The sequence below is a fragment of the Nocardioides xinjiangensis genome, from assembly GCF_017916455.1.
Taxonomy (GTDB): domain Bacteria; phylum Actinomycetota; class Actinomycetes; order Propionibacteriales; family Nocardioidaceae; genus Nocardioides; species Nocardioides xinjiangensis.
In genome coordinates this window covers 1,368,026-1,393,774 of the sequence record NZ_JAFMSY010000001.1, presented here as the reverse complement: position 1 = coordinate 1,393,774, position 25,749 = coordinate 1,368,026, and the positions used below count along the sequence as shown (strand labels likewise).

Here is a 25,749-nt window from a genome sequence, read left to right as displayed (position 1 = left end):
ACGACACTGGCGCCATGACCGCCCCCGTCACCGTGTCCGTCACCCGCCACGTCGACCCGTCGCGGACGACGGAGATGCTGGCCTGGGTGCAGGCGGGGACGTCGCTGGCCGAGCGGTTCGACGGCTTCCTCGGGTCGGGCTGGGTGCGTCCCAGCGAGGACTCCTCGGAGTGGCACATGCTCTACCGCTTCGCCGACGCCGACTCGCTCGCCGCCTGGGAGGCCTCCCCGCAGCGCGCGTGGTGGCTCGAGGCGGCCCAGGGCAGCGTGGAGGAGAAGAGCCGTGAGCGGCGTACGGGGATCGAGGGCTGGTTCGACGAGCCGGCGTCCGTCGAGATGCTCAGCGCCGCACCGGTGGCGCCCCCGCGGTGGAAGCAGATGATCGTCATCTTCATGGTGTTCCTGCCGCTGAGCCTGCTCGCCAACTTCGTCGCCTCGCGCACCATCTCGGACTGGCCGCTCGTGCCGCGCGTGGCGCTCGTGACCACGGTGATGACGCCGCTGATGACCTACGTCTTCCTGCCGTTCATGACCAGGCGCATGAGCTGGTGGCTGCACCGGTAGGTCCCGCACGGCGGCGGGCCGTCCCCTGACCGGGCCGCGCGCACTAGGCTCGGCGCGTGGCCGAGCTGAACATCCCCGCCGCCCCGGTGGTCGAGGGCACCACCCACCTGCACTCCGGCAAGGTGCGCGACCTCTACCGCATCGACGGCGGTGAGCACGAGGGCCGGCTGCTGATGGTCGCCAGCGACCGCATCTCGGCCTACGACTTCGTCCTCGACTCCACGATCCCCGACAAGGGCGAGATCCTCACCCGGATGTCGCTGTGGTGGTTCGACCAGCTGTCCGGCCTGGTGGGCAACCACGTCGTCTCGACCGACGTGCCGGCCGCCGTGTCCGGCCGTGCCGTGATCTGCGAGCGGCTCGAGATGTTCCCCGTCGAGTGCGTGGCGCGCGGCTACCTCACGGGGTCCGGCCTGCTCGACTACCGCCGCACCGGCGAGGTGTGCGGCATCGCGCTGCCGCCGGGTCTCGAGGACGGCAGCCGCCTGCCGGAGCCCGTCTTCACGCCCGCGACCAAGGCCGCCCTGGGCGACCACGACGAGAACGTCGACTACGCCGCCGTCGTCGACGCGGTCGGTGGGGATGCCGCCGCGGAGCTGCGCAGGCTCACCATGGAGGTCTACGACCGGGCGCACGCGCTGGCGCGCGGCCGCGGCATCATCCTGGCCGACACCAAGCTCGAGTTCGGCCGGCGGCCGGACGGTACGACGATCCTCGCCGACGAGGTCCTGACCCCCGACTCCAGCCGCTTCTGGCCGGCCGACCAGTGGCAGCCGGGCCGCGCGCAGGCGTCGTACGACAAGCAGATCGTGCGCGACTGGCTCACCGGCGAGTCCGGCTGGGACCGCACGTCGGGCGAGGCGCCGCCGCCGCTGCCGGACGCTGTCGTGGAGCGCACCCGGGCCCGCTACGTCGAGGCCTACGAGCTGCTGACCGGGGAGCGGTTCTGAGCGCCCGTCGCATCGAGGCGGCCGTGCGGCTGCCGGTCCCGGCGGAGACGGCCTTCCGCTACCTCTGCGACCCCCGCAACCGGCCCGAGTGGCAGTCCTCGCTGCGCTCGGTCGACGTGCCCGCCGACGAGGAGCCGCACCTCGGGCAGGTGTGGCGCGACACCACCACGGTCGGCGTGCGCCCCCACCTGGAGACGACCGAGCTGGTGCCGTTCCGCGTCTGGGCCGAGCGGGGCCGCTGGCGCGGGGTGACCGCCACCCTCGCGCTGCACTTCACCGAGCTGCCGGGCGGCTGCCGGGTGCGCGCGGAGGGCGAGGTCGACGGGCGCGGGCTGTGGGCGCTGCCGGCCGTGGCGGCCGGCGTGCTGGCCTCCGGCGCCATCGCGGCGGACCTGCGCAAGGCCGGCCGGATCCTCGCCGATCGGCAGGCGCCCTGAGTAGGTTGGCGCCATGCCGAACCTCTCCTCGCTCCTCGAAGGCTCCGCCGAGGCCCACCCCGACCGCACGGCGCTCGTGCTCGGCGACACGCGCCTGACGTACGCACAGGTGGACGCCGCCGCCAACCAGGTCGCCGACCTGCTGGTCTCCCGCGGCATCGAGCCGGGCGACAAGGTGGCGCTGAGCTGCCCGAACCTGCCGCACTTCCCGATCGTCTACTACGGGATCCTCAAGGCCGGGGCGACCGTGGTGCCGCTCAACGTGCTGCTCAAGGGACGCGAGGTGGCCTACCACCTCGACGACTCGGACGCGAAGGCGTACTTCTGCTTCCAGGGCACCGCCGAGCTGCCGATCGGCGCCGAGGGGCACGCCGGCTTCGAGCAGGCCGCAGGCTGCGAGCACTTCTTCGTCATCACCGCCGACCCGGCCGCCGAGTCGCCGATCCCGGGGGCCCAGACGCTCGGTCAGGCGCTCGTCGGCCGGTCGCCGGTCTTCGAGACCCGCGACGTGGACGGCGACGACACCGCGGTCATCCTCTACACCTCCGGCACCACCGGCCAGCCCAAGGGCGCCGAGCTGATGCACCGCAACATGATCTCCAACGCCCTCGTCAGCGACCAGCTGTTCGACGCCGACGCCGAGCGCCCCGACACCCTGCTCTGCGTCCTGCCGCTCTTCCACTCCTTCGGCCAGACGGTGATCATGAACGCCGGGTTCGCCTTCGGCGGAACGATCGTGCTGCTGCCGCGGTTCGAGGCCGGCCCCGCGCTGTCGTTGATGGAGAAGGAGGGCGTCACCTTCTTCGCGGGCGTCCCCACGATGTACTGGGGCCTGCTCGGCGCCCTCGACGACTCCGGCGTCGACGTGCGGACGGTGGCCGAGCGGGTGCGCGTCGCTGTCGCCGGCGGCTCCGCGCTGCCGGTCGAGGTGCACAAGGAGTTCGAGCGCCGCTTCGGGGTGACGATCCTCGAGGGCTACGGACTATCGGAGACCTCGCCGGTGGCCAGCTTCTCGGTGTACGGCGAGCCGGTGCGGGTGGGCTCGATCGGCGTCCCCATCCCCGGGGTCGAGATGAAGCTGATCAGCCCGGAGCCCGGCGTGCGCGAGGACCTCGACGAGGGCGAGGACGTCGTCGGCGAGATCGCGATCAAGGGCCCCAACGTCATGAAGGGCTACCACGGGCGCCCCGACGCGACCGCCGAGGCGATCGTCGACGGCTGGTTCCGATCCGGCGACCTGGCCCGCAAGGACTCCGACGGCTGGTACTACATCGTCGACCGGTCCAAGGACATGATCATCCGCGGCGGCTACAACGTGTACCCCCGCGAGATCGAGGAGGTCCTGCTGACCCACCCCGGCGTGTCGCTGGCGGCCGTCATCGGCGTGCCCGACGAGAGCCACGGCGAGGAGATCAAGGCCTTCGTCATCCGCGCCGAGCGCGCGGACCTCACCGAGGACGAGCTGGTCGCGTGGGCCAGGGACCAGATGGCGGCCTACAAGTACCCGCGGATCGTCGAGTTCGTCGACGCGCTGCCCATGACCGCCACCGGCAAGATCCTCAAGCGGGAGCTGGCCTGATGCGTGCACTGCTCGTCGCCCTCGGTGTGCTCATGGTCCTCGTCGGCGCGCTGTGGACCGGCCAGGGCCTCGGCTACGTCGGCGGCAGCCCGATGACCGACGAGGCCGTGTGGGCGATCATCGGGCCGCTCGTCGCCGGGCTCGGCGTCGCGCTGGTGATCGCGGCGTCGCGCCGCCCCAGGTGACCTACGGCCGACGGAGCGTCACCGGGGCGGGGGCCTCGGCCCCGCGGGCGTGATGCCGAGCCGCTCCTGCAGCGCGATCGCGTCGAACGGGGCGTGCACCTTGGCGTCGTTGTCGAAGTAGACGAGCACGTCGAGGCCGGCCGCCGCCCAGCCCCGGACCTTGTCGGCCCACATGTCGAGGGCGGCGTCGGAGTACCCGCTGGCGTACAGCTCCTCGTCACCGTGCAGGCGGACGTGGACGAGCGAGCTCGTGACCTCGTCGAACATCGGCCACGTGCCCGCCGAGTCGGCGACGACCATGCCGATGTCGTGGGCGCGGAGCAGCTCGCAGAACTCGGGGGTGCGGAAGGAGCGGTGCCGGACCTCCAGGACGTGCCGCAGCGGCCGGTCGACCGGCGTCGTGGGGTCGGCGGGCTCCTTGAGCCGGTCGGGGTCGTGGTGGGCGGCGGCGTACGCGGCGGCGTCGGTGGTGCGACGCGGGAGCAGGTCGAAGAAGGACGCCAGCCGGTCGGGGTGGAAGCCCAGGTTGGGCGGCAGCTGCCACAGCATCGGCCCCAGCCGGTCGCCGAGCGACAGCACGCCGGAGGCGAGGAACGTGCCGAGGGGCACCTCGACGTCCACGAGCTTCTTCATGTGCGTGATGAACCGGGGGCCCTTGACGGCGAAGAGGAAGTCCTCGGGCACCTGCTCGGCCCACGTCCGCCAGCTCGACGGCCGCTGCAGCGAGTAGAACGAGCCGTTGACCTCGACGCTGGTCATCCGCTCGCCGACGTGGGCCAGCTCGAGCCGCTGCGGAAGCCCCGGCGGGTAGAACTGCCCGCGCCACCCGGCGTACCTCCAGCCGGAGATGCCGACCCGGATCATGGGCACCTCCTGCCACCTCCGTCGCACGGTGAGCACCCCGCGTACCCGCCTGGCGTCCGGGCATGCGTCGCCGACTTCGGACCCGGCCGCCCGGTCACTAGAATCGTGCTCGCCCCCTCCAGCCTGTCCCCAGGAGCACTTCGTGGCCCGAGTCGTCGTCGACGTCATGCCCAAGCCAGAGATCCTCGACCCCCAGGGCAAGGCGGTGCTCGGAGCACTGCCCCGCCTCGGGTTCGACCTCGTCACCGACGTCCGTCAGGGCAAGCGGTTCGAGCTGCAGGTCGACGGCGAGATCACCGACGCCGTGCTGGCCCGGATCGAGGAGGTCGCCGGGACGCTGCTCTCCAACCCGGTGATCGAGGACTTCGAGGTCCACGTCGAGGAGCACTCCGTGGCCGAGGTCGCCCAGGGGGCGGGCCGATGAGGGTCGGCGTCGTCACGTTCCCCGGCTCGCTCGACGACGTCGACGCCCGCCGCGCGGTGAGCATCGGCGGCAACGAGGCCGTCGCCCTCTGGCACGGCGACGAGGACCTCAAGGGCGTCGACGCGGTCGTGCTGCCCGGCGGCTTCTCCTACGGTGACTACCTCCGCTGCGGGGCCATCTCGCGCTTCGCGCCGGTGATGACCTCGGTGATCGAGGCCGCGGGCAAGGGCATGCCGGTGCTGGGCATCTGCAACGGCTTCCAGATCCTGTGCGAGTCGCACCTGCTGCCCGGTGCGCTGATCCGCAACGACCACCGCAGGTTCGTGTGCGTCGACCAGCGGCTGCGCATGGAGCGCGTCGACACCCCGTGGACCTCGGCGTACGCACCGGGCCAGGAGGTCACCATCGTGCTCAAGAACGGCGAGGGCGGCTTCGTCGCCGACGAGCACACCCTCGACCTGCTCGAGGGCGAGGGCCGCGTCGTCGCGCGCTATCTCGACGGCAACCCCAACGGCTCGCTGCGCGACATCGCCGGCATCTCCAACGAGCGCGGCAACGTCGTGGGGCTCATGCCGCACCCCGAGCACGCAGTGGAGGACCTCACCGGCCCCGGCACCGACGGACTGGGCTTCTTCACCTCGCTGGTGGAGCACGCCTTCGCCGGAGCCTCCGCGTGACCCCACGCCGGCTCCACCGCGTCGTCGCGGTCGCCGAGGCGGTCACCTGGGCGCTGCTCCTGACCGGCATGTTCCTCAAGTACGTCACCGAGACGACCGAGCTCGGGGTCCGGGTCTTCGGCATGGTGCACGGCGTCGTGTTCATCGCGTACTGCCTGGCGACGGTGCTGCTGTGGGTCGACCAGCGGTGGCCGGTGAGCCGCCTGGCGCTGGGCCTGGTCGCCGCCGTGCCGCCGTTCGCGACGGTGCCGTTCGAGAGGTACGCCGAGCGCTCCAGGCTGCTCGGCGACGCCTGGCGGCTGCGCTCGGAGCACCCCCGCGGGCCGCTGGAGACGGTCACCGCGTGGCTCCTGCGGCGCCCCGCCCAGGGCCTGCTGGTCGGCCTCGTCGCCGTCGCCGGCCTGACCGGCGTGGCGCTCCTCGTCGGTCCTCCGGCCTGACGCGCGGGCGGCGGCCCGCCGGTCCGCCGGTCCGCCCCACCCGCCCCCTGATCCCCCGCTTAGGCGGGGGTCTGCGAACTTCTCGGGGTGTGCAGGCCCCGGAAGTTCGCAATCCCCCGCTTAAGCGGGGGATTCGAGAAGGCCGCCGCCCTCACAACCCCCGCTGGAGCTTGTTCCAGGTCTGCCGCGTCGCGACCCCGGAGACCGCGATCCGGAGGCGGGACTGGTACGCCCGCAGCGCCGACTCGGTCTTCGCGTCGAACACGCCGGTCGCGCGGAACCGCCCGGCGCCGGCCGCGTTGAGCGCGCGCTGCAGCCGGTGCACCGCCTCGTCGGAGGAGCCGCGCTTGACCGTCGTACGTGCCCCCGCGGAGAGCAGGGCGACCCAGTGCCGCTTCTCGAAGGTGTCGGTCGGGGTGAACCTGCGGGCGGCCTGCCAGGCCCGGGCGGCGGCGATCGTGGCCGCGTCGTACGAGCCGCTCACCGCACCGGAGTAGGTGCCCTGCTCCTTGAGCAGGCACTGCAGCACCTTCACGCGCGTCGCCTGCGCCGAGGCGGGCGAGAGCGTCGGGTACTTCCAGTAGCCGAGCCGGGTGCCGGGGCAGCGGCCCTCCGGCCGGGGCTGGGAGCCTGCGCCGAGGTCGATGAAGTTGCTGTCGATGTTGATCGTGACGCCGCCCCACGTCTCGTCGTGGCCACCGCGGTACTGCTTCATCCGGCCGCCCGGGCGCCAGCCGTCCTCGGGGATGTACGTCGTGGAGGTGTTGGCCGCACCGTCCCAGCGGGCGATCCAGATGCGGTCGGGGAGCGCGAACCGGCCGGGCCGCAGCCGCCGCGCGTCGTCGAGCATCTTGATGCCGGAGCTGGCGCTGGAGTAGAAGCCGGCCACGTAGCCGAGCGCCTTGATCCGCGTCACCCACGCCGAGGTGAAGACCAGCGCCGACTCGCGGCAGTGGGTGTTGCCGAGGTCGAAGCCCTCGAGGTCGTACCAGATCGTGCTGCCGGGCCCGATCCCGTACGCCGCCGCGTCGGCGGCGTTCTTGTCGGCCTCGGCCGCCCCCTGCCGGGCCGCCTGGGCGTAGCCGCCCGTCGGGTTCGGCGAGATCGAGAAGTCGTCCTTGTAGCGGGGGAACCGCGGCTGGCAGGAGGCCTGCGGGCCGAGGGCGATCGGGAGCAGCCGCCAGCCGCGCGCGACCTGGGTCGCGACCCAGGTCGGGCTGAGGTTCGGTTGGGAGCGGCAGGCGCGCGAGTCGCCGGAGATGTAGATGCCCACCGCGGAGAACGGGGACGTGCGCCACCACGTGTCCATCGCCGCCTGCGTCGGCGCCAGGCACTGGTCGAAGCCGTGACCGGTGAAGTCGCCCGGGGTGGCCAGGGCGATCTGGCGCTGGGTGGCCAGCTTCCGGGCGCTGGCCGCAGGCGCGCCGGCCGCAGGCGCGCCGGCCGCAGGCGTGCCGGCCGCGCGGGAGCCGGCTCCGTCAGCGGTCGCGGGAGCGGGTCCGACGACGGGGACGAGGACGAGCGCGAGGGCGGCGAGGGCGAGGCGTCGCATGAGGACTCCAGCAGGCGGGGTGTGGGCGGGCGGGCGCCACGAAACCACTCCAGTCACAGCCGTAACAGTGGTTCGCGTGAACTACACTGCGGTAGTTCCGGAGCCGCGGTCCGGCACCTCGTCGAGGAGGTAGTTGCCCCTCGCCTCCTCCTGCTCGACCAGCTCCTCGAAGGCGAGGGCGATGTCCTCCTGGTGCTCCTCGACCATCCTCGAGAGGTGTCCCTGCAGCAGGGCGCCGTTGGGGGACTCGCCCGAGAACACCCGCTCCCAGGTGTCCTCCCCGCTCGTGATCCTCGCGACCAGCGCCTGCATGTCCTCCCCGAGCTCGCCCGACCGCGCCTGCTCCTCGAGGGCCTCCCTCTCGTCCTCGGTGAGCAGCGGGCGGGCGTTCAGCTCCTCGACGGTCGCCCTGAGGTCGGCGAGGCCGGCCGTCAGGTCCTCGCGGGCCGCGGCGATGGCCGCGAGGATCTCGGCCTGGCTGCGGGGCTCGTCCATGCCGGGCGCCTACGCCGTGACGGCCGCGGGGGCGGCCGGCGCGACGGGTGCCGGCCGCTGGCCGATGGTCGGCGTCGTGACGGTGCCGGGGTCGCGTGTGAGGCTGCTCAGCGCACCGGTCGCGGCGGGCGCGGTCGGCCTGGAGACGGGCGCCCTATCGCCGTCGAAGAAGCCCTTCACGCTCTCGATGAGCGAGCGCACCTGCGTGAGGACGTCGATGAGCTTCACGAGGGCCTTGTACGCCTTCATCACCGCCTCGAACGCCTGCCACACCGCCTGCACGACGCGGGCCCAGCCGACGCCGGGGATGCTCATGGTGGCGAGCGCGGACGACACGGTCTGCACCGCGGACTGCACGCACTGCACCACCGACAGCGCGGTCTGCCAGGCGTCGCGGCAGATCTGGACGACGGTCTGACCCATCTGGACGAGCTGGCCGGCCTGGGCGTCGAGCGACCCGACCCAGGTGCCGATCTGCCTGATCGCCGCGTCGGAGGCGCCGCCCTGCCACGTGCGGGAGATGGTCTGCCCGCCGCTCTGCAGGTTGGCGGCGACACCCTGCATCGACTGACCGAGGTTCCCGAGGCACGAGCCCTGGCTGGACGCGCCGACCACGTCACCACCGATCCTGTCGGCCAGCTCGGCGCGGATGTCGAAGCCGGTGAGCATCCGCACCAGGTCGCACACGGTGTCGTAGGGGAACCCGAGGCTGATGCGGGGCAGGCTGGTCTCGGTCGGAGCAGCACGGCGGATCGTGGTGTCGGCGACGTCCCAGAACCCGGCGGATCCGTCCCGACCGTCGACGCCGCGGGCCTGGTGGCGACGGACGATGCCGTCCTCGGTCAGGGTGAAGTCGCGGGCGGTGGCGCGCAGAGCCTCGGCGTGGTCGCGCATCCCGGCGCCGTTGTCCTCCAGCGACTGGTGCAGCGACGGGAGGAGCGCGTGGTAGGCGCCCGTCATGGTCTCCAGGATGGGGCCGAAGTCGGCCTGGACCAGGCTGTGACCCCCGTTGCGCGCGATGCCGGCCAGGTCGTCGCCGGCTCGCTGCACCTGGACGGTCCAGGCGTCGAGCTCCGAAAGGTCGACGGTCATCACGGCGTTCATCGCGGCTCCTGGGGGTTCCGGTGGCTGGGCGAGGAGGTGGCGCTCAGCGCGTCGTTGGTCGACTTCCCCGATCCCGCCCGGGCGAAACCGACGGTTGCGGATCGACTCGTCCGCAGGACCGCCGGGTGGGTGTTTCGCCGGTCGTCCGCGCGGGTATCGAGGTGAGGTGAGCGGAAGCGGCAGGCGTTCCCTGATGCAGGTCGAGCCGGCCAGGCTCGTCGAGCTGGCGGCCTCGTCGGAGCGCATCCTGGCGGCCATGCGCCAGGACTGGGTCGACGCCCTCCCCGAGCTGTCCGCGGCCTGTGACCGCCTCGGCGACGCTGCGGGCGCTGCCGGCCTCACGGCGTCCTACCTCGACTCGCTGACGGACGCCGGCGACGTCGTCTTCGCGCTGACCGACGCCCTCGACCTCGGCGTCTCCGGGCTGGTCGACGCGGCGCAGGACGCCGTACGGGCCGACGACGCCGTCGCGTCCGACCTCGACCGGACCGTCCACCTGCTGGGCCAGGACGTCCCCGCCATCCCGCCGGGGCAGGGGGGTCGCTGACCGTGCCGGCCCACCCCTGGGAGCTGCGTGCCGACGTCCGGCCGCTCGAGACCGCCGCCCGGCGGTGGGCCGAGGTGGGCACGCTCATGGCGCGCCACGGCGACGAGCTCGTCGACGCGGCTCGGCGGACCACCGAGGGCTGGGACGCGTCGTCCGCCGAGAGCTACGAGGACCACCGCCGCCGGGTGCTCGACAACCTGGACCGGTTCACCACGCTCGCCGCCCAGGTCTCCCGCCTCCTCTGCGCCGTGAGCTCCCTCCTCACCGAGGCGCAGAAGGAGCTGGACCAGGCGTGGACGAAGGTCGCGATGGTCCCGCACGAGGTCGTCGGTGAGGCGCGCCACCTGGTCTTCGCGCCCGCGGAGGACGACGAGCGCGGCACCGTCACGGCCGGCGAGGCGGAGGCGGAGGAGATCCGTCGCCGCCTGACGCTGGCGCTCGACCAGGAGGGCGCACGGCTGCGGTCGGCGCGGGCCGATCTCGTCACGGTGCGCACCGAGCTGACGACGCTCGCAGGCGGCACGTTCCCCGGCGCCGGTCCGGTGCCGGAGGCGTCCGGCGTCGGCACCGCCCCGGCCGTCGCCACGTCCGTGCCGGGCGCTGCGCAGGGCGGCGTCGCGACCGCACTGCCGCCCCTGGGCCGGGTCGCGGCGTCGCTCCCGGACCTCACCGGCATCTCCGCGGCTGCCGTCGCGCCGTTGGGCGCCGCCGCGGCCGCGGCCGGCGGGCTGCCCGCCCGGCGACGCGGGGGCACGCCCGCGTCCACGGTCGCGCCGCCCATCGGCGGCGTGGGCGCCGGCGCCGTGGCCGCGCGCGCCGGGACGACGTCGCGCGGCACCCCGAGCGGCCGCACCGGGCCGTCACCGACGGCGGCGCCACGCCCGGAGCGGGCTCCCGCGGAGCAGGCCGCCGCGCGCGCCGCCCGGGACAAGGCGGCCGCGGAAGCAGCGAGGGAGGCGGCCAGGGAGTCCAAGCGGGCGGTGCTGGGGGAGAAGCGCGCGGAGCGTGCTGCCCGCCGCGCCGAGCGCGAGGCGCAGCGCCTCGCGGGCGGCCGGTCGGATCGCCCGGCAGAGGGTCGGGTGGAGGGCCGGGCGGAGGGCCGGGCGGAGGGCCGGGCGGAGGGCCGCACCGGGGTGGGCCGCGCCGCTCGTGCCGATGACGAGCGCCGCGAGGTCGTCGACGGCGTCCACGAGCCGACTCCCGAGGCGGGGCGCGCGCAACAGCGCCGGTAGATTGGGGTCGTGCCCGAGACGAGCGCCCCGCAGTCCCCCTCCCTGACGACCGCCGGACTGACGACGTCCGGCGCGACCGGCACCCTGGACACGGTGGCCCTGGCGTCCACCGACGCCACGCGCGAGCAGCCGTGGGCGGACCTCGGCCTGAAGGCCGACGAGTACGCCCGGATCCGCGAGATCCTGGGCCGTCGGCCGACGAGCTCCGAGCTCGCGATGTACTCGGTGATGTGGAGCGAGCACTGCTCCTACAAGTCCACCAAGGTGCACCTCAAGCAGTTCGGTGAGATCCCGCAGGAGACCCCGGTCGGCAAGATGCTCGCCGGCATCGGCGAGAACGCCGGCGTGCTCGACATCGGCCAGGGCTACGCGGTGACCTTCAAGGTCGAGAGCCACAACCACCCGTCGTTCGTCGAGCCCTACCAGGGGGCGGCCACCGGCGTCGGCGGCATCGTCCGCGACATCCTCGCCATGGGTGCCCGGCCGGTCGCCGTGATGGACCCGCTGCGCTTCGGCCCGCTCGAGGCCCCTGACACCGCGCGGGTGCTGCCGGGGATCGTGGCCGGCGTCGGCGGCTACGGCAACTGCCTGGGCCTGCCGAACATCGGCGGCGAGGCGGTCTTCGACGAGACCTACGCCGGCAACCCGCTCGTCAACGCGCTGTGCGTGGGTGTGCTGCGCCACGAGGACCTCCACCTCGCCAAGGCGTCGGGCGTCGGCAACCAGGTCGTCCTCTACGGCGCCCGCACCGGCGGCGACGGGATCGGCGGCGTCTCGGTGCTGGCCAGCGAGACCTTCGACGAGACGGGTCCCGCCAAGCGGCCCAGCGTGCAGGTCGGCGACCCCTTCATGGAGAAGCTGCTCATCGAGTGCACGCTCGAGCTGTTCGCCGCCGGCGTGATCGCCGGCATCCAGGACCTCGGCGGCGCCGGCCTGTCCTGCGCGACCTCCGAGCTCGCCTCGGCCGGCGACGGCGGCATGCACGTGGAGCTCGACCGGGTGCCCCTGCGCGACTCCACGCTCGCGCCCGAGGAGATCCTCATGAGCGAGTCGCAGGAGCGGATGATGGCGGTCGTCGAGCCCGCCGACGTCGAGGCGTTCATGGCGATCTGCGCGAAGTGGGACGTCGAGGCCGTGGTGATCGGTGAGGTCACCGACTCCGGTCGCCTGGAGATCGACTGGCACGGCGAGCGGGTCGTCGACGTGCCCCCGCGCTCCGTTGCCCACGACGGACCCACCTACCAGCGCCCCTACGCCCGCCCCGACTGGCAGGACGAGCTCCAGGCCGACGGTGCGGAGCGGCTCCCGCGGCCGACGACCGGTGCCGAGCTCCGCGAGACCCTGCTGCGGCTGGTGGCCAGCCCCAACCTCTGCGACAAGTCGTGGATCACCGACCAGTACGACCGCTACGTGCAGGGCAACACCGTGCTCTCGCAGCCGGCCGACTCCGGCATGGTGCGCGTCGACCCCTCGACCAACCTCGGCGTCTCGGTCGCCACCGACTGCAACGGTCGCTTCGCCAAGCTCGACCCCTACACGGGCGCCCAGCTCGCGCTGGCCGAGTCCTACCGCAACGTCGCCACCGGCGGCGCCCGGCCGCTCGCGGTCTCCGACTGCCTCAACTTCGGCTCCCCGGAGGACCCGGCGGTGATGTGGCAGTTCGCCGAGGCGTGCCGCGGCCTCAAGGACGCGTGCCTCGAGCTGGGCATCCCGGTCACCGGCGGCAACGTGAGCCTGTACAACCAGACCGGCGAGACCGCGATCCTGCCCACCCCGGTCGTGGCGGTCCTCGGCGTGATCGACGACGTCACCCGGCGTACGCCGACCGGCTTCGGCGCGGCGGGGGAGCGCGTGTTCCTGCTCGGTGAGACCCGCGAGGAGCTGTCGGGCTCCGAGTGGGCCCACGTCGTCCACGGCCACCTCGGCGGTCTCCCGCCGCGGCTCGACCTCGCCGCCGAGCAGGCGCTGGCCGCGCTGCTCCAGGACGCCGCCCGCGACCGCGTCGTGACCAGCGCCCACGACCTGTCCGACGGGGGTCTGGCGCAGGCGCTGGTGGAGTCGACGTTCCGCGCCGACATCGGGGCCTCGGTCTCGCTGGCGGGCGTGGCCGACGACCCGTTCGTCGCGCTCTTCTCCGAGTCCACCGCCCGCGCCCTCGTCACGGTCGCCGACGACCGGGCCGACGCGCTGGTCGAGCTGGCGCGGCAGCACGGCGTACCCCTCACGCCGCTCGGGCGGACCGGCGGCGACAGCCTCGCTGTCGAGGGCGTCTTCGACCTCCCGGTGGCGGAGGCGAAGGCCGCGTGGCGGGCCACGCTGCCGGCGGTCCTCGGCGCCTGACGAGCGGCGGGGTCGGCTCACCGTAGGCTCGCCGGGTGACCGCGCCGACCAGGATCGCCTACGGCGAGGACCCCAGCCAGTGGCTCGACCTCCACGCCCCCGCCGGTCGCAGCCGCGGCCTCGTGGTGGTGGTCCACGGGGGCTTCTGGAAGGCGCAGTACGGCGCGGAGTACGGCGCCCCGCTCGCGGAGGACCTGGCCGGGCGCGGCTGGACCGCGGCCAACGTGGAGTACCGCAGGGTCGGCATCGGCGGCGGCTTCCCGGCGACCCTCGACGACGTCCACGCAGCGATCGGCGCGGCTGCCCGGCAGGATCCGACGGGCGCCGCGGGTCCGCTCGTCGCCCTGGGGCACTCCGCCGGGGGACACCTCGCCGCCTGGGCCGGCGCCCGCACCCGCTTCGAGCGGTGGCGCGACGGGCCGCCCCTGACCCACGTCGTCAGCCAGGCCGGCGTGCTGGACCTGCGCTCCGCCGTCGCAGAGCACCTCGGCGACGGTGCCGCCCTCGCCTTCCTCGGTGACGCCGGGGAGCCGGCGTACGCGGAGGCGGACCCGCTGGCCCAGGTCCCCCTCGACGTGCCCCTGTGGGCCGTGCACGCACGCGACGACGACACGGTGCCGTTCGAGCAGGCCGCGACCTACGTCCGGACCGCGACGGCAGCCGGCGCGGACGCCACCCTCGTCGAGGTCACCGGCGGCCACTTCGGGGTCATCGACCCGAGCAGCCCGGCGTGGGCCGCGTGCGTCGAGGTGCTCGACTCGATCGGCTGAGCACCCCGAAGGCAGTTCGCGTGCCGCCGCCGAGGCTCCACGCTCGCCGCCGGCCCACCTCGCTCGAACTGCCTGCACGACGCCGGTCTAGCCTCGGGTCGTGCCCGCACGCCTCAGAGTCCTGACCCCCGAGCAGCTCGACGCCGCCCGGAGGGACTCCGACACGCGGGCGCTGGTCAAGCACTACCTCGCAGTGCTCGAGGAGCGCGCGCCCGGACGGTCCGTGGAGGTCCGGGTCCCGCCCTACGCCGCCGTCCAGGTGGTCCCCGGCGTCCGGCACACGCGAGGCACGCCGCCGGCCGTCGTGGAGACCGACGCGGAGACCTGGCTCGCGCTCGCGACCGGACGGACGACGTGGGCCGAGGCGCTCGGCTCGGGGGCTGCCGTCGCCAGCGGCGAGCGCACCGACCTGTCGCCCTACCTGCCGCTGACGTCGGGCTAACCTCCGCCCATGAACGTCGGCTCCCTCGGCTTCCGCACCGACCTGGCCCTGCTGACCGCGTCCGGCAGCCTCGTCGAGGACCGGGGCACCCACCTCGTGGTCCGTTCGCCCGAGAACCCGTCGTACTTCTGGGGCAACTTCTTCCTGCTCGCCCGGCTTCCCGTCCCGGGCGGCGAGAAGGAGGTGGTGGGGGCGTTCCACACTGAGTTCCCCAACGCCGACCACGTCAGCATCGGCATCGACACCGCCGACCTCACCGACGAGGCCCGCGCCGCGTTCGAGGCCGCAGGCCTGACCGTGGACGTCGCGACCGTGCTCACCGCCACCGAGCTCCGCGCTCCCCGCGAGGTCGAGGCCGAGGTCAGGCCGCTGGAGTCCGAGGAGGACTGGGAGGCGCGCGCGCAGCTGAGCCGGCGGCTCTACCCGGAGACCTCCGAGGAGGCGTTCCTGGCCTTCGCCCGCAACAAGAACGTCCAGGAGCGACGGCTCGTCGACGCCGGTCGCGGCCGGCGCTTCGGCGCGTTCGTCGACGGGGCGCTGGTCTCCACCGCCGGCGTGTTCGTCACCGAGGAGGGCGTCGCCCGCTTCCAGAGCGTCGAGACCCATCCCGACCACAGGCGCCGGGGGCTCGCATCAGCCGTCGTCCACGCGGCCGGCCGGCACGCGCTCGACCGCCTCGGCGTACGCACGCTCGTCATCGTCGCCGACACCGACGGCGAGGCCATCGGCCTCTACCGCCGGCTGGGCTTCGTCGACGCCGAGCGGCAGCTGATGATGGAGAAGCGCGGCGGCGAGTGGGCGTCGCTCGACGACCGCTGAAGCCGTCCGCCGCCCGTTCCCCTCGCGGCTCCCGCCGCCTGCCGCCCCAGCCCTGCCGCGCCCGCCTCGGCCCGGGGTCCGCACCCGTGTCCCGGGGGGCCCTGACGCGGACCCGTGCCCCTGTGACGGTTGACACGGTCGCGTCCACGTGCGACTCTGCTTGTACGTACAAGTTGTACGTACAAGACGGATCCCCCGAGGTGACACCGACATGACCGACCCGACCACCGGCGACCGCGAGATCGCCCCGCTCTACCAGTGGATGGCGCGCATCCCCGGCGGACTGATGCTGATCCCGCTGGTGATCGGCTCGCTGCTGGGCACGTTCGCCTCCGGCTTCCTGGAGATGGGCTCCTTCACCACGGCACTGTTCCAGGACAGCGCGCTGCCGCTGATCGCGCTGCTCATCTTCGCCACCGGCACGCAGGTGACGCTCAAGACGAGCGGGCCGGTCGTGGCTACCGCGGGCGTCGTGCTGCTCTGCAAGAGCATCGTCCCGGCGACGATCGTGATCCTGTTGGGACAGGTCGTCGGGATCGACGGCGTCCTCGGCGTCTCGATCCTGGCGTTGCTGGTGGCCGTGGACAACAGCAACGGCGGGCTGTGGCTGGCCTTCACCGGCCGCTACGGCGACAAGCGCGACCGCGGTGCCTACATCGCCTCGGCGCTCAACGACGGCCCCTTCTTCTCGATGCTCTTCCTGGGCGCCTCGGGCCTCGCGGACATCCCCGTGAGCGCCATGGTCGCCGCCATCGTCCCGTTCCTCCTCGGCATGCTGGTCGGCAACCTGAACCCGCACTGGCGTGAGGTCCTGCGTCCCACCCCGGCCATCGTGATCCCGTTCTTCGCGCTGGCGCTCGGCACCGGCATCGACCTCAACAACATCGTCAAGGGCGGCCTGAGCGGCCTCGTCGTCGGTGTCATCGTCGCCCCGGTCACCGGCCTGTTCGTCTACCTCGGCTACCGCTTCCTGCTTCGCCGCGGCTACCGGTCCGGCATCGGCTTCGCCGCCGGCACGACGGCGGGCAACGCGATCGCCACGCCCGCCATCATCGGTCTCGCCGACCCCGAGTTCGCGCCGTACGTCGAGACGGCCACCGCCCAGGTCGCGGCCGCCGTGCTCGTGACCGCCATCGTGGCGCCGCTGCTGGCGTCCGCGGTGCTCAAGAAGGAGGGCGGCCTCCTCACCGAGGAGGAGATCGAGCGCCTCGACGACATGGACCTCGGCGTCAAGGAACCTCGCCTGTGAAGGTCCTGGTCCTCGCCGACGACCTGACCGGAGCGGGCGACAGCGTGGTGTCGTTCGCCCGGTCGGGCTGGTCCTCCCTGCTCTCGCTGAGCGGGGGGTGGCGCCAGGAGCCCGCCCAGGACGCCGTCGCCGTGACCCTGGACAGCCGCCGCGACCCGCGGGCCGCCGCCGTGACGGCGCAGGCCGTGGGCGACCTCGCTCCCGACCTGCTCTACCTGAAGATCGACTCGACGGTGCGGGGCCGCGTGGCCGAGCAGGTGCACGGCGCGGTCGCCGGTCGCCGGCGCTCGCGCCCTGGGGCGTACGCCGTCCTGTGCCCCGCCTACCCCGCGATGGGCCGCACGGTCGAGGACGGGCACGTGCTCGTCGAGGGCGTGCCGGTACACCGCAGCGCCGCGGGCGACGACCCGGTCACACCGGTGGAGCAGTCCGACCTGCGCGCGCTCGTCCCGGGGGCGGCGCTCGCCACGGGCGACGACCTCGGGACGGCCATCCGCCGGGCCGCCGAGGACCACGACGTCGTCCTCGTCGACGCGCGTGACCAGGCCGACCTCGACCGGCTCGCCGCCGCCATCGCCGACATCGGGCCGGACGCCGTGCCCGTCGGCTCGGCCGGCCTGGCCGGCGCCCTCGGCCGGGCCTGGCGCGCCGGTCCGCCGCCGGCCACCCTCGGTCACGTGAGCGTCCCGGCGGACGGCCGGACGCTGGTCGTCGTCTCGTCGCTCCACCCCGTGGCCCGCGACCAGGTCGCGGAGCTGGAGCGCGCGGCCGACGCGTCGGTCGATCTGCTCGTCACCCCCGCCGAGCGTGTCGACGGCACCGCCGACCGCCGCGCCCGCGAGCTCGGCGCCCGAGCCGCCGAGGTCCTCGCCGACCGGTCCCACGACCTGCTCGTGCTGGTCGGCGGCGACGGGGCGGCGCAGGTCCTGCGCGCCCTCGGCGCGACCGGCATCGGCGTCCTGGACGCGCCCGTCGAGGGCGTGCCCGTCGGCACGCTGGTCGGCGGGCCCCGCGAGGGCCTCGTCGTCGCCACGAAGGCGGGCGGCTTCGGGAACACCCAGACCCTGACCCAACTGATCGGCGCCGTGCGCGGCGCCTGAGGAGCACACCATGAGCACCCTGCCCGTCCTCGGCCTCACCCTCGGCGACGTCGCCGGCATCGGCCCCGAGATCACCCTGCGCACCCTGCTGGACCACCCCGACCTGCGCGAGGAGTGCGTGCCGGTCGTCGTCGGCGACGCCGGCGCCCTGCGACGCGCGGCCGCGCTCGTCGGCATCGACCCCGAGGTGGTCGTCACCGTCGACCACCCGTCCGAGGCGACCAACGACCCGGGGCTCGTGGAGGTGTTCCAGGTCGGTGAGCCGATGGAGGAGGTCCCGCTCGGCCAGCTCAGCGCCGTGGCGGGCGACGGGTCGTACCGCTTCGTCGTCGCCGCCTGCGATCTCGCGAAGGAGGGCGCGATCGACGGGATCGTCACGGCTCCGCTCAACAAGGCGGCGATGCACGCCGGCGGGCACAAGTACCCCGGGCACACCGAGCTCCTCGCGGAGCAGTTCGGCGTGCAGAACTTCTCGCTCGTGCTGTCGGCCGGAGACCTCTACTTCTTCCACCTCACCACGCACGTCTCGCTCACCGAGGCGATCGCGGGCATCACCCCCGAGCGCACCGACGACGTCCTCGACCTCGTGCACGCGTTCGCCGGGGCGATGGGCCGTCCCGACACCCCCGTCGGGGTCGCCGGCCTCAACCCGCACGCCGGGGAGAACCGTCTCTTCGGCGACGAGGACGCCGACGTCCTCGAGCCGGCGGTGCAGCGCGCGCGGGAGCGGGGCATCGACGCCCACGGCCCGCTCCCGGCCGACGCGCTGATCCCCCAGGCGGTGCGAGGCAAGTGGGAGCTGGTGGTCGTGTGCTACCACGACCAGGGCCATGCTCCCTTCAAGGCCGTCTACGGCGACGACGGCGTCAACATCACCGTCGGCCTGCCCGTCGTGCGGGTGTCCGTCGACCACGGCACCGCCTTCGACATCGCCGGCACGGGCGTCGCCCGCGAGGCCAGCCTCGTGCTGGCGACGCGGCGGGCTGCGGCGCTGGCGCCCGGGTGGGACTCGGTGTGGCGGACCGCGCAGCGGGTCACCGTCTGAGGTCGGGCCTCGGCCCGGCCGGGGTCCAAGACGGCGCATAGGGTTGCGGCCGTGAGCGAGCGCCCCCTGCCCCTGCACGCCCAGGTCGAGCGGGCGCTGCGTGAGCGGTTGGACAGCCGCGACCTGCGCCCGGGCGACCTGTTCCCCAGCGAGGCGGCGCTGCAGCAGGAGTTCGACGTCTCGCGCTCCGTCGTGCGCCAGGCGCTCGCCACGTTGGAGGCCGAGGGCCTGATCCGGAAGGTGCGGGGGCGCGGCTCGGTCGTCGCCGAGCACCGGGAGGTGCACCGCGACGTCCGGCGCCCGGGGCTGCGACTGGTGGCCGGCGGCGCCGGCGAGGTGTCGACGCGCGTGGTGTCGTACGACGTCGTCGCGCGCCCCGACCACCTGCGGTCGATCCCCGACGAGCGGGTGCTGCAGCTCGGCCGCGTCCGGTCGGTCGGCGGGGTGGTGCTCAGCTACATTCGCACGTGGCTGCCCTTTGACGTCGCCGACGCGGTGAGCCGCGACGACCTCGTCGACGCCTCGCTGCACCAGCTGCTGGCCGACCGTCTCGACCGGCACGTGGTCGGCGGCCACCACCAGGTGCGGGCGGTCCCGGCGACCGCCGCGCTGGCCGACCTGCTCGGCGTGGCCGTGGGCGCCCCGCTGCTCCTGCTGGAGGGTCGCAGCGTGGATCGGGAGGGCCGGGCGCTCGAGGAGTTCTCGACCTGGCACCGCGGCGACCTGGCCGCCTTCGACGTCGAGTCGGTCCCGCCGTCGGCGCGCCCCGATGCCGCGGACGAGCGGATCGACCGCCTCGCGCGGACCGCCCGCCAGCTGCTCGAGGAGCTCGAGACGCTCCGCTGAGCCCGCCTCGCCGTCGTCCCGTCACCTGCTCCTAGGGTGTGCGCATGACTGTCGACATCGCCGCTCGCCTCGCCGAGGTCATGCCCGGCATCCGCCGCGACCTCGAGGACCTGATCCGCATCGAGTCCGTCTCCGCCGACCCCGCCCGGGCCGGCGAGGTCGAGCGCAGCGCCGAGGCCACCCGCGACCTGTTCGCGGCCGAGGGGTTCGAGGCCGAGATCGTGCGTGCCCACGACGGTGCGCCCCCGGCCGTCATCGCGCGCAAGGCGGGCCCCGAGGGCGCGCCGACGGTGCTGCTCTACGCCCATCACGACGTGCAGCCCGAGAACGACCACGCCGACTGGGACTCCCCGCCCTGGGAGCCCACGGAGCGTGAGGACGGGCGCGGCGACGTCCGGCTGTACGCGCGCGGCGCCGCCGACGACAAGGCCGGCATCGCCGCCCACCTCGGCGCGGTCCGCATCTTCGGCGACGACCTGCCGGTCAACCTCGTCATGTTCATCGAGGGCGAGGAGGAGGTCGGCTCCGACACCCTCGTCGAGCTGTTGGAGGCGCACAAGGAGCGGCTCGCCGCCGACGTCATCGTCATCGCCGACTCCGGCAACTGGGACATCGGTGAGCCGGCCCTCACGACCAGCCTGCGCGGCCTGGTGCGCATGGACGTGGAGGTGCGCACCCTCACCCACGCCGTGCACAGCGGCATGTGGGGTGGCCTGGTGCCCGACTCCATCCTCACCCTCAGCCGCGTCGTCGCGACCCTGGTCGACGACGCCGGCAACGTCGCCGTCGAGGGCCTGCACTCCGGCCCCGCGGCCGACGTGGAGTACCCCGAGGCCCGCCTGCGTGCGGAGTCCGGCGCCGCCGACGGCGTCGAGTGGATCGGCTCCGGCCCGATCGTCGAGCGCCTCTGGACCAAGCCGTCGATCACCATCACCGGCTTCGACGCGCCCAAGGTCGAGGGAGCCTCGAACACCCTCGTCCCCGCCGCCCGCTGCCGCATCAGCATGCGCATCGCGCCCGGGGACACCACCGCCAACGCGGTGGCGCGCCTGCAGGCGCACCTCGAGGAGCACACGCCCTGGGGAGCGACCCTCACCACGACGGTCGTCGACACCGGCGAGGCCACGCAGATCGACGCCAGCGGTCCGGCGTACGACGCCGCGCGGGCCGCGTTCGCCGAGGCCTGGGACGGCACCGCCCCGGTCGACATGGGCGTCGGCGGCTCGATCCCGTTCATCGCGGAGTTCCTCGAGGCGTTCCCCGAGGCCAGCGTCCTGGTCACCGGCGTCGAGGACCCCGACACCCGCGCCCACGGCGCCAACGAGGGCCTGCACCTCGCCGAGTTCGAGAAGGTCGTCAAGGCCGAGGCCCTGCTGCTGCGCAACCTCGGCGAGCTGCCGCGCGGCTGACGCCTGCCCGAGCGGTGCGTCACGCACGTTCTGGCGCCTCAAAACCTGCCTCACGCACCGCTCCCCGGCCGACCCCTGCCCGAGCGGTGCGTCACGCAGGTTCTGCCGCCTCGGAACCTGCCTCACGCACCGCTGCGCGCACGACCCCTGCCCGAGCGGTGCGTCACGCACGTTCTGGCGCCTCAAAACCTGCCTCACGCACCGCTCCCCGGGCGGCCCCTGCCCGAGCGGTGCGTCACGCACGTTCTGGCGCCTCAAAACCTGCCTCACGCACCGCGCCCCCGGCGACGCCAGACCGCGGAGCGCTGGAACCCGTCGGTAGCGTGGCGCCATGGCGACGTTCCGTGCCCGCGACCGCTCCTCGGCGGTGCTGCGCTCCGCTCGGAGCGAGGTCTGGGCGGCCCTGACGGACCCGGCCCTGATTGCGCGGATGACGCCCTACGTCACCGGCATCGAGGTCGACGGCGACCGCTGGACCTGGCGGATGGGCATGATCCCCGTGCTCGGCGTCTCGGTCGCGCCGACGTTCACCGAGGTGATGGACCTGCACCCGCAGGAGCGGATCGTGTTCACCCACGACCCCGACAAGCCCGACGAGATGACGTCGGTGATGGGGACGTACGTCCTCGCCGACCACCCCGGCGGGGGCACCGAGGTCAGCATCGACCTGCAGATCGCCTGCACCCTCCCGCTCCCGGCGCTGGTACGTCCGGCCGTCGAGCGGGTGATGGCGGGCGTGGTCAAGCACATGGGCGCGGTCTTCTCCCGCAACCTGCTCCGGCACCTGGGGGAGGCATGAGGATCCTGGTGCTCGGCGCCACGGGGTACGTCGGCTCGCGGCTCGTGCCGCACCTCGTCGAGCGTGGGCACGACGTCGTCGCGGCCTCCTCCTCCCCGCCCCGACCGGACCGCTTCGGCTGGGACGACCGCGTCCGGGCCGTCCAGTGCGACGTCACCGACCCCGTGCCCGTGACGGAGGTGGTCCGCGACGTGGACGCCGTCGTCTACCTCGTCCACTCCCTCGATCGCCCCAACTTCCCCGACCGCGACCGCGTCGGCGCCCGGACGGTCGCCGATGCCGTCGCCGACAGCGACGTGAGCCGCTTGGTCTACCTCTCCGGTCTTGTGCCCGACGTGCCCGAGCCCGAGCTGTCGGCGCACATCGCGTCCCGGCTCGAGGTCGAGCGGATCCTGCTGGCCTCGACCGACGGTGCGGTGGCGCTCCGGGCCGGGGTCGTCATCGGCGCCGGCTCCACGTCGTTCGAGATCGTGCGGCAGGTCGCGACGCTGTTCCTCGTGCAGCCGGTCCCGGCATGGATGCGCAGCCGGGTGCAGCCGGTGGCGGTCTCCGACGTGCTGCGCGCGATCCGCGAGGCGCTGGGCGACGACGGCCCACGCGGCGCGGTCGACCTCGGCGGGCCGGACGTCGTCGAGTATCCCGACCTGCTGGCCCTCTGCGGCCAGGAGGCACGTCTCGCGCGGCTGCGACTCCCGGCGCCGGTCGCGCCGACCGGGCTCGTCGGGCTCGCGACCGCGCTGGTCACCACGGCGCCGTTCCACACCGTGACCGCCCTCGTCGAGTCCCTGCACCACGACATGGTCTGCCGGCCCGCCCACACCTGGCAGCCGCGCACCGGCGGACCGCTGCTCGGGCTCGACGAGGCCGTACGGCGTGCGCTCACGCCGATGTACGCCGGCCCCGAGGGCGGGCTGCCGTCCGATCCCGCGTGGGCGCGCGGCAACGCCCTGCTCGACGTCGTGCCGCTCCCCGCCTCGGGGCGGGCCGCGGCCCGGCTGGCCCTGCACCGCCTGCGCGGCCTGCTGCCCGACACCTGACGACGCGGGGGCCCGGCGGCGACTGGGGGCTGCGGCGCGATCGGCCGTAGACTGGGGTGGTGCCCCAGCCGACGAGCAAGCGGAAGGGCGGCGACGGCCGCCTGACCACGGCGATCGACCCCCACGACCAGGGCCCGCAGGACGCGTGCGGCGTCTTCGGCGTCTGGGCCCCCGGTGAGGACGTCGCCAAGCTGACCTACTTCGGGCTGTACGCCCTCCAGCACCGCGGCCAGGAGTCCGCGGGCATCGCGGTCAGCAACGGGCGCCAGATCCTCGTCTACAAGGACATGGGCCTGGTCTCGCAGGTCTTCGACGAGTCGACCCTCGACTCGCTGAAGGGCCACCTCGCGATCGGCCACTCGCGCTACTCCACGACCGGCGCCTCGACGTGGCACAACGCCCAGCCGACCTTCCGGCCCACCGTCGAGGGGTCGATCGCGCTCGGCCACAACGGCAACCTCATCAACACCCACGAGCTGCGCGAGAAGGTCGCGGAGCTGCCCGGAGCGGCCGGCGAGCTCGACATCAAGGGCGTCGAGGCGACCAACGACACCAGCCTGGTCACCGCGCTCCTCGCGCACCACCCGGACACCAGCCTCGAGCAGCGCGCCCTCGAGGTGCTGCCCCAGCTGCGGGGTGCCTTCTGCTTCGTCTGGATGAACGAGCACACGCTGTACGCCGCCCGCGACCCGCAGGGCATCCGGCCGCTGGTGCTGGGGCGCCTCGACCGCGGCTGGGTCGTCGCCAGCGAGGACGCCGCGCTCGCCACCATCGGCGCCAGCGTGGTCCGCGAGGTCGAGCCCGGCGAGATGATCGTCATCGACGAGAACGGCCTGCGCTCCCACACCTTCGCCGAGCCCGCGCGCAAGGGGTGCGTGTTCGAGTACGTCTACCTCGCCCGCCCCGACGCCACGATCAGCGGCCGCAACGTCCACGAGGCGCGCGTCGAGATGGGCCGCCGGCTGGCGCGCGAGTTCCCGGTCGAGGCCGACCTCGTCATGCCGGTGCCCGAGTCCGGCACCCCCGCCGCGTCCGGGTACGCCGCCGAGTCCGGCATCCCCTTCGGACAGGGCTTCGTCAAGAACGCCTACGTCGGACGCACGTTCATCCAGCCGAGCCAGACGCTGCGCCAGCTCGGCATCCGGCTCAAGCTCAACGCGCTCGAGCACATGATCCGCGGCAAGCGCGTCGTCGTCGTCGACGACTCGATCGTGCGCGGCAACACCCAGCGCGCCCAGGTGCGGATGCTCCGCGAGGCCGGTGCCCTCGAGGTGCACGTGCGGATCTCCAGCCCGCCGGTGAAGTGGCCGTGCTTCTACGGCATCGACTTCGCCACGCGCGCCGAGCTCATCGCCAACGGCCTCGACGTCGACGAGATCGCCGCGAGCGTCGGGGCCGACAGCCTCGGCTACATCTCGCTCGAGGGCATGGTCGAGGCCACCGGCCAGCCGGCCGAGCGCCTGTGCCAGGCCTGCTTCACCGGTGAGTACCCCATCGAGCTGCCCGACGAGAGCCTGCTCGGCAAGCACCTGCTCGAGGCGACCCTGCAGTCGCCCACGATGGGCCGGGCGCTGCCGGTCCTCAACAACCCCTGACCCGCACGCCGCCACCCGCCCCCCACACCGAGGAGAGCCGTGACCGAGCAGCACGACAGTGCCCAGACCGAGGGCGCCTACGCCGCTGCCGGGGTCTCCATCGAGGCGGCCGACCGCGCCATCGACCTCATGAAGGGCTGGGTCGAGAAGGCGCGCCGGCCCGAGATGATCGGCGGGCTCGGCGGGTTCGCCGGCCTCTTCGACGCCTCGGCGCTCACCGGCTACCAGGCGCCGCTGCTCGCCACGTCGACCGACGGGGTCGGCACCAAGGTCGCCATCGCCCAGCTGATGGACGTCCACGACACGATCGGCTTCGACCTCGTGGGCATGGTCGTCGACGACCTCGTGGTGTGCGGCGCGGAGCCGCTGTTCATGACCGACTACATCGCGTGCGGCCGCGTCGTGCCCGAGCGCATCGCCGCGATCGTCAAGGGCATCGCCGAGGCGTGCGTGGTCGCCGGCTGCGCGCTCATCGGCGGCGAGACCGCGGAGCACCCCGGCCTGCTCGGCCCAGACGACTACGACGTCGCGGGCGCCACGACCGGGGTCGTCGAGGCGAGCAAGCTGCTCGGTCCCGGCCGCGTCCGGCCCGGTGACGTGGTGATCGCGATGGAGGCCAGCGGCCTGCACTCCAACGGCTACTCGCTGGTGCGCCACGTGCTGCTGCAGCAGGCCGGGTGGACGGTCGACCGGCAGGTCGACGACTTCGGCCGCACCCTCGGCGAGGAGCTGCTCGAGCCGACCCGCATCTACGCCAAGGCCTGCCTCGACCTCGCCGAGCGCACCGAGACGCACGCGATGTCGCACGTCACCGGCGGCGGCCTGGCGGCGAACCTCGAGCGCGTGCTGCCCGCGGAGCTGTCGGTGCGGATCGACCGCTCCACGTGGACGCCGCAGCCGGTCTTCGACGTCGTACGCCGCGTCGGGGACGTGCCGCAGGCCGACCTCGAGGCCACCCTCAACTGCGGCGTCGGGATGGTGTCGCTGACACCGCCGGACGCCGTCGACACGGCCATCTCGGTGCTCGCCGGTCACGGCATCCGGGCCTGGGTCGCGGGCGAGGCGCGCATCGACGCCGACGACGGCGGGCGGGTCCTGCTGGAGGGCCAGCACCCCGGCTGGTGAGACGCGGGCAACTTTCACCCGCGAAATGCCGGACCACGGTGTGCGGGAACAGCCACCCCTCAGGTAGCGTTGTCCCCACGATATGTAACCGTTCAGACCGGGTGCGTCGGGGAGCTCCTCGACA

27 protein-coding genes are annotated in these 25,749 nt (G+C 73.7%); 23 read left to right on the top strand and 4 right to left on the bottom strand.

Features of this window, described 5'->3' with window-relative positions; translation table 11 throughout:
- Nucleotides 1-14: 14 nt before the first annotated feature.
- Genes J3P38_RS06635 through J3P38_RS06615 form a run of 5 tightly spaced genes read left to right on the top strand, consistent with a single transcriptional unit; the run spans nucleotide 15 to nucleotide 3,714 of the window.
- Nucleotides 15-563, top strand: coding sequence for an antibiotic biosynthesis monooxygenase (locus J3P38_RS06635; protein WP_210439023.1), 549 nt, complete (start codon nucleotides 15-17; stop codon nucleotides 561-563).
- 56 nt (nucleotides 564-619) lie between these two features.
- Nucleotides 620-1,513, top strand: a complete 894-nt coding sequence (locus J3P38_RS06630; RefSeq protein ID WP_210439022.1) for a phosphoribosylaminoimidazolesuccinocarboxamide synthase — start codon at nucleotides 620-622, stop codon at nucleotides 1,511-1,513.
- Nucleotides 1,402-1,950 (top strand): SRPBCC family protein, encoded by a 549-nt coding sequence (locus tag J3P38_RS06625; RefSeq protein WP_307807856.1) that lies wholly within the window; start codon nucleotides 1,402-1,404, stop codon nucleotides 1,948-1,950. The genes J3P38_RS06630 and J3P38_RS06625 overlap by 112 nt, the downstream gene beginning before the upstream one ends.
- 13 nt (nucleotides 1,951-1,963) lie before the next feature.
- Nucleotides 1,964-3,529, top strand: coding sequence for a long-chain-fatty-acid--CoA ligase (locus J3P38_RS06620; RefSeq protein ID WP_210439020.1), 1,566 nt, complete (start codon nucleotides 1,964-1,966; stop codon nucleotides 3,527-3,529).
- Nucleotides 3,529-3,714: a hypothetical protein gene (locus J3P38_RS06615; RefSeq protein ID WP_246849954.1), complete on the top strand. Its 186-nt coding sequence runs from the start codon at nucleotides 3,529-3,531 to the stop codon at nucleotides 3,712-3,714. The genes J3P38_RS06620 and J3P38_RS06615 overlap by 1 nt, the downstream gene beginning before the upstream one ends.
- A gap of 18 nt (nucleotides 3,715-3,732) precedes the next feature.
- On the opposite strand, the gene J3P38_RS06610 is transcribed toward J3P38_RS06615, so the two are convergent.
- The gene (locus J3P38_RS06610; protein WP_210503047.1) at nucleotides 3,733-4,578 is read right to left on the bottom strand and encodes a DUF72 domain-containing protein; all 846 of its coding nucleotides are present in this window, start codon (nucleotides 4,576-4,578) and stop codon (nucleotides 3,733-3,735) included.
- A 142-nt stretch (nucleotides 4,579-4,720) separates the two neighbouring features.
- On the opposite strand from J3P38_RS06610, the gene purS reads away from it, so the two are divergent.
- From purS to J3P38_RS06595, 3 genes are read left to right on the top strand one after another with little or no spacing between them, the layout of a single operon-like run.
- Complete coding sequence (purS, locus tag J3P38_RS06605) at nucleotides 4,721-5,002, top strand: phosphoribosylformylglycinamidine synthase subunit PurS (protein WP_210439018.1); 282 nt, start codon at nucleotides 4,721-4,723, stop codon at nucleotides 5,000-5,002.
- The gene (gene purQ / locus J3P38_RS06600) at nucleotides 4,999-5,679 is read left to right on the top strand and encodes a phosphoribosylformylglycinamidine synthase subunit PurQ (protein ID WP_210439017.1); all 681 of its coding nucleotides are present in this window, start codon (nucleotides 4,999-5,001) and stop codon (nucleotides 5,677-5,679) included. The genes purS and purQ overlap by 4 nt, the downstream gene beginning before the upstream one ends.
- On the top strand, nucleotides 5,676-6,119 hold the full coding sequence (locus J3P38_RS06595; protein WP_210439016.1) for a DUF3817 domain-containing protein: 444 nt from the start codon (nucleotides 5,676-5,678) through the stop codon (nucleotides 6,117-6,119). The genes purQ and J3P38_RS06595 overlap by 4 nt, the downstream gene beginning before the upstream one ends.
- Before the next feature lie 151 nt (nucleotides 6,120-6,270).
- On the opposite strand, the gene J3P38_RS06590 is transcribed toward J3P38_RS06595, so the two are convergent.
- From J3P38_RS06590 to J3P38_RS06580, 3 genes are all read right to left on the bottom strand, one after another.
- Entirely contained in the window at nucleotides 6,271-7,671 is a 1,401-nt protein-coding gene (locus J3P38_RS06590) for a glycoside hydrolase domain-containing protein (RefSeq protein WP_210503046.1), read from the bottom strand.
- A gap of 81 nt (nucleotides 7,672-7,752) precedes the next feature.
- Complete coding sequence (locus J3P38_RS06585; protein ID WP_210439014.1) at nucleotides 7,753-8,166, bottom strand: hypothetical protein; 414 nt, start codon at nucleotides 8,164-8,166, stop codon at nucleotides 7,753-7,755.
- Between the two features lie 9 nt (nucleotides 8,167-8,175).
- Nucleotides 8,176-9,258, bottom strand: a complete 1,083-nt coding sequence (locus J3P38_RS06580) for a hypothetical protein (protein WP_210503045.1) — start codon at nucleotides 9,256-9,258, stop codon at nucleotides 8,176-8,178.
- Between the two features lie 205 nt (nucleotides 9,259-9,463).
- On the opposite strand from J3P38_RS06580, the gene J3P38_RS06575 reads away from it, so the two are divergent.
- The 15 genes from J3P38_RS06575 (at nucleotide 9,464) to purM (ending at nucleotide 25,625) form a co-directional block, all read left to right on the top strand.
- Nucleotides 9,464-9,817 (top strand): hypothetical protein, encoded by a 354-nt coding sequence (locus J3P38_RS06575; RefSeq protein WP_210439012.1) that lies wholly within the window; start codon nucleotides 9,464-9,466, stop codon nucleotides 9,815-9,817.
- Nucleotides 9,818-9,819: 2 nt separating this feature from the next.
- Complete coding sequence (locus J3P38_RS06570; RefSeq protein ID WP_210439011.1) at nucleotides 9,820-11,049, top strand: hypothetical protein; 1,230 nt, start codon at nucleotides 9,820-9,822, stop codon at nucleotides 11,047-11,049.
- Nucleotides 11,050-11,106: 57 nt separating this feature from the next.
- Entirely contained in the window at nucleotides 11,107-13,389 is a 2,283-nt protein-coding gene (gene purL, locus J3P38_RS06565; protein ID WP_374222613.1) for a phosphoribosylformylglycinamidine synthase subunit PurL, read from the top strand.
- A 35-nt stretch (nucleotides 13,390-13,424) separates the two neighbouring features.
- Entirely contained in the window at nucleotides 13,425-14,159 is a 735-nt protein-coding gene (locus J3P38_RS06560) for an alpha/beta hydrolase (protein WP_210503044.1), read from the top strand.
- 100 nt (nucleotides 14,160-14,259) lie between these two features.
- Complete coding sequence (locus J3P38_RS06555; RefSeq protein ID WP_210439009.1) at nucleotides 14,260-14,601, top strand: sterol carrier family protein; 342 nt, start codon at nucleotides 14,260-14,262, stop codon at nucleotides 14,599-14,601.
- Between the two features lie 9 nt (nucleotides 14,602-14,610).
- Complete coding sequence (locus tag J3P38_RS06550; protein ID WP_210503043.1) at nucleotides 14,611-15,420, top strand: GNAT family N-acetyltransferase; 810 nt, start codon at nucleotides 14,611-14,613, stop codon at nucleotides 15,418-15,420.
- A 211-nt stretch (nucleotides 15,421-15,631) separates the two neighbouring features.
- Complete coding sequence (locus J3P38_RS06545; RefSeq protein WP_210439007.1) at nucleotides 15,632-16,669, top strand: 2-keto-3-deoxygluconate permease; 1,038 nt, start codon at nucleotides 15,632-15,634, stop codon at nucleotides 16,667-16,669.
- Entirely contained in the window at nucleotides 16,666-17,769 is a 1,104-nt protein-coding gene (locus tag J3P38_RS06540; RefSeq protein WP_210439006.1) for a four-carbon acid sugar kinase family protein, read from the top strand. Before J3P38_RS06545 ends, J3P38_RS06540 begins: the two co-directional genes overlap by 4 nt.
- A gap of 10 nt (nucleotides 17,770-17,779) precedes the next feature.
- Nucleotides 17,780-18,814 carry a 4-hydroxythreonine-4-phosphate dehydrogenase PdxA gene (gene pdxA, locus J3P38_RS06535; protein WP_210439005.1) on the top strand — a complete coding sequence of 345 codons (1,035 nt, stop codon included), beginning with the start codon at nucleotides 17,780-17,782 and terminating at the stop codon, nucleotides 18,812-18,814.
- Between the two features lie 51 nt (nucleotides 18,815-18,865).
- On the top strand, nucleotides 18,866-19,660 hold the full coding sequence (locus tag J3P38_RS06530) for a GntR family transcriptional regulator (RefSeq protein WP_210439004.1): 795 nt from the start codon (nucleotides 18,866-18,868) through the stop codon (nucleotides 19,658-19,660).
- Between the two features lie 44 nt (nucleotides 19,661-19,704).
- The gene (locus tag J3P38_RS06525; protein ID WP_210439003.1) at nucleotides 19,705-21,069 is read left to right on the top strand and encodes a dipeptidase; all 1,365 of its coding nucleotides are present in this window, start codon (nucleotides 19,705-19,707) and stop codon (nucleotides 21,067-21,069) included.
- A gap of 331 nt (nucleotides 21,070-21,400) precedes the next feature.
- Nucleotides 21,401-21,868: an SRPBCC family protein gene (locus tag J3P38_RS06520; RefSeq protein WP_210503042.1), complete on the top strand. Its 468-nt coding sequence runs from the start codon at nucleotides 21,401-21,403 to the stop codon at nucleotides 21,866-21,868.
- Entirely contained in the window at nucleotides 21,865-22,905 is a 1,041-nt protein-coding gene (locus J3P38_RS06515) for an NAD(P)H-binding protein (protein WP_210439001.1), read from the top strand. The genes J3P38_RS06520 and J3P38_RS06515 overlap by 4 nt, the downstream gene beginning before the upstream one ends.
- A gap of 59 nt (nucleotides 22,906-22,964) precedes the next feature.
- On the top strand, nucleotides 22,965-24,500 hold the full coding sequence (gene purF / locus J3P38_RS06510; protein ID WP_210439000.1) for an amidophosphoribosyltransferase: 1,536 nt from the start codon (nucleotides 22,965-22,967) through the stop codon (nucleotides 24,498-24,500).
- 39 nt (nucleotides 24,501-24,539) lie between these two features.
- Nucleotides 24,540-25,625, top strand: coding sequence for a phosphoribosylformylglycinamidine cyclo-ligase (gene purM, locus J3P38_RS06505; protein ID WP_210438999.1), 1,086 nt, complete (start codon nucleotides 24,540-24,542; stop codon nucleotides 25,623-25,625).
- The last annotated feature ends 124 nt before the right edge of the window (nucleotides 25,626-25,749 follow it).

Bases quoted from the DNA above. Each gene is read 5' to 3' on its own strand.
- J3P38_RS06635 (WP_210439023.1), top strand. From the start codon at position 15: ATGACCGCCCCCGTCACCGTGTCCGTCACCCGCCACGTCGACCCGTCG.
- J3P38_RS06620 (WP_210439020.1), top strand. From the start codon at position 1,964: ATGCCGAACCTCTCCTCGCTCCTCGAAGGCTCCGCCGAGGCCCACCCC.
- J3P38_RS06615 (WP_246849954.1), top strand. From the start codon at position 3,529: ATGCGTGCACTGCTCGTCGCCCTCGGTGTGCTCATGGTCCTCGTCGGC.
- J3P38_RS06610 (WP_210503047.1), bottom strand. From the start codon at position 4,578: ATGATCCGGGTCGGCATCTCCGGCTGGAGGTACGCCGGGTGGCGCGGG.
- purQ (WP_210439017.1), top strand. From the start codon at position 4,999: ATGAGGGTCGGCGTCGTCACGTTCCCCGGCTCGCTCGACGACGTCGAC.
- J3P38_RS06590 (WP_210503046.1), bottom strand. From the start codon at position 7,671: ATGCGACGCCTCGCCCTCGCCGCCCTCGCGCTCGTCCTCGTCCCCGTC.
- J3P38_RS06585 (WP_210439014.1), bottom strand. From the start codon at position 8,166: ATGGACGAGCCCCGCAGCCAGGCCGAGATCCTCGCGGCCATCGCCGCG.
- J3P38_RS06580 (WP_210503045.1), bottom strand. From the start codon at position 9,258: ATGACCGTCGACCTTTCGGAGCTCGACGCCTGGACCGTCCAGGTGCAG.
- J3P38_RS06575 (WP_210439012.1), top strand. From the start codon at position 9,464: ATGCAGGTCGAGCCGGCCAGGCTCGTCGAGCTGGCGGCCTCGTCGGAG.
- J3P38_RS06550 (WP_210503043.1), top strand. From the start codon at position 14,611: ATGAACGTCGGCTCCCTCGGCTTCCGCACCGACCTGGCCCTGCTGACC.
- J3P38_RS06545 (WP_210439007.1), top strand. From the start codon at position 15,632: ATGACCGACCCGACCACCGGCGACCGCGAGATCGCCCCGCTCTACCAG.
- pdxA (WP_210439005.1), top strand. From the start codon at position 17,780: ATGAGCACCCTGCCCGTCCTCGGCCTCACCCTCGGCGACGTCGCCGGC.
- J3P38_RS06525 (WP_210439003.1), top strand. From the start codon at position 19,705: ATGACTGTCGACATCGCCGCTCGCCTCGCCGAGGTCATGCCCGGCATC.
- J3P38_RS06520 (WP_210503042.1), top strand. From the start codon at position 21,401: ATGGCGACGTTCCGTGCCCGCGACCGCTCCTCGGCGGTGCTGCGCTCC.
- J3P38_RS06515 (WP_210439001.1), top strand. From the start codon at position 21,865: ATGAGGATCCTGGTGCTCGGCGCCACGGGGTACGTCGGCTCGCGGCTC.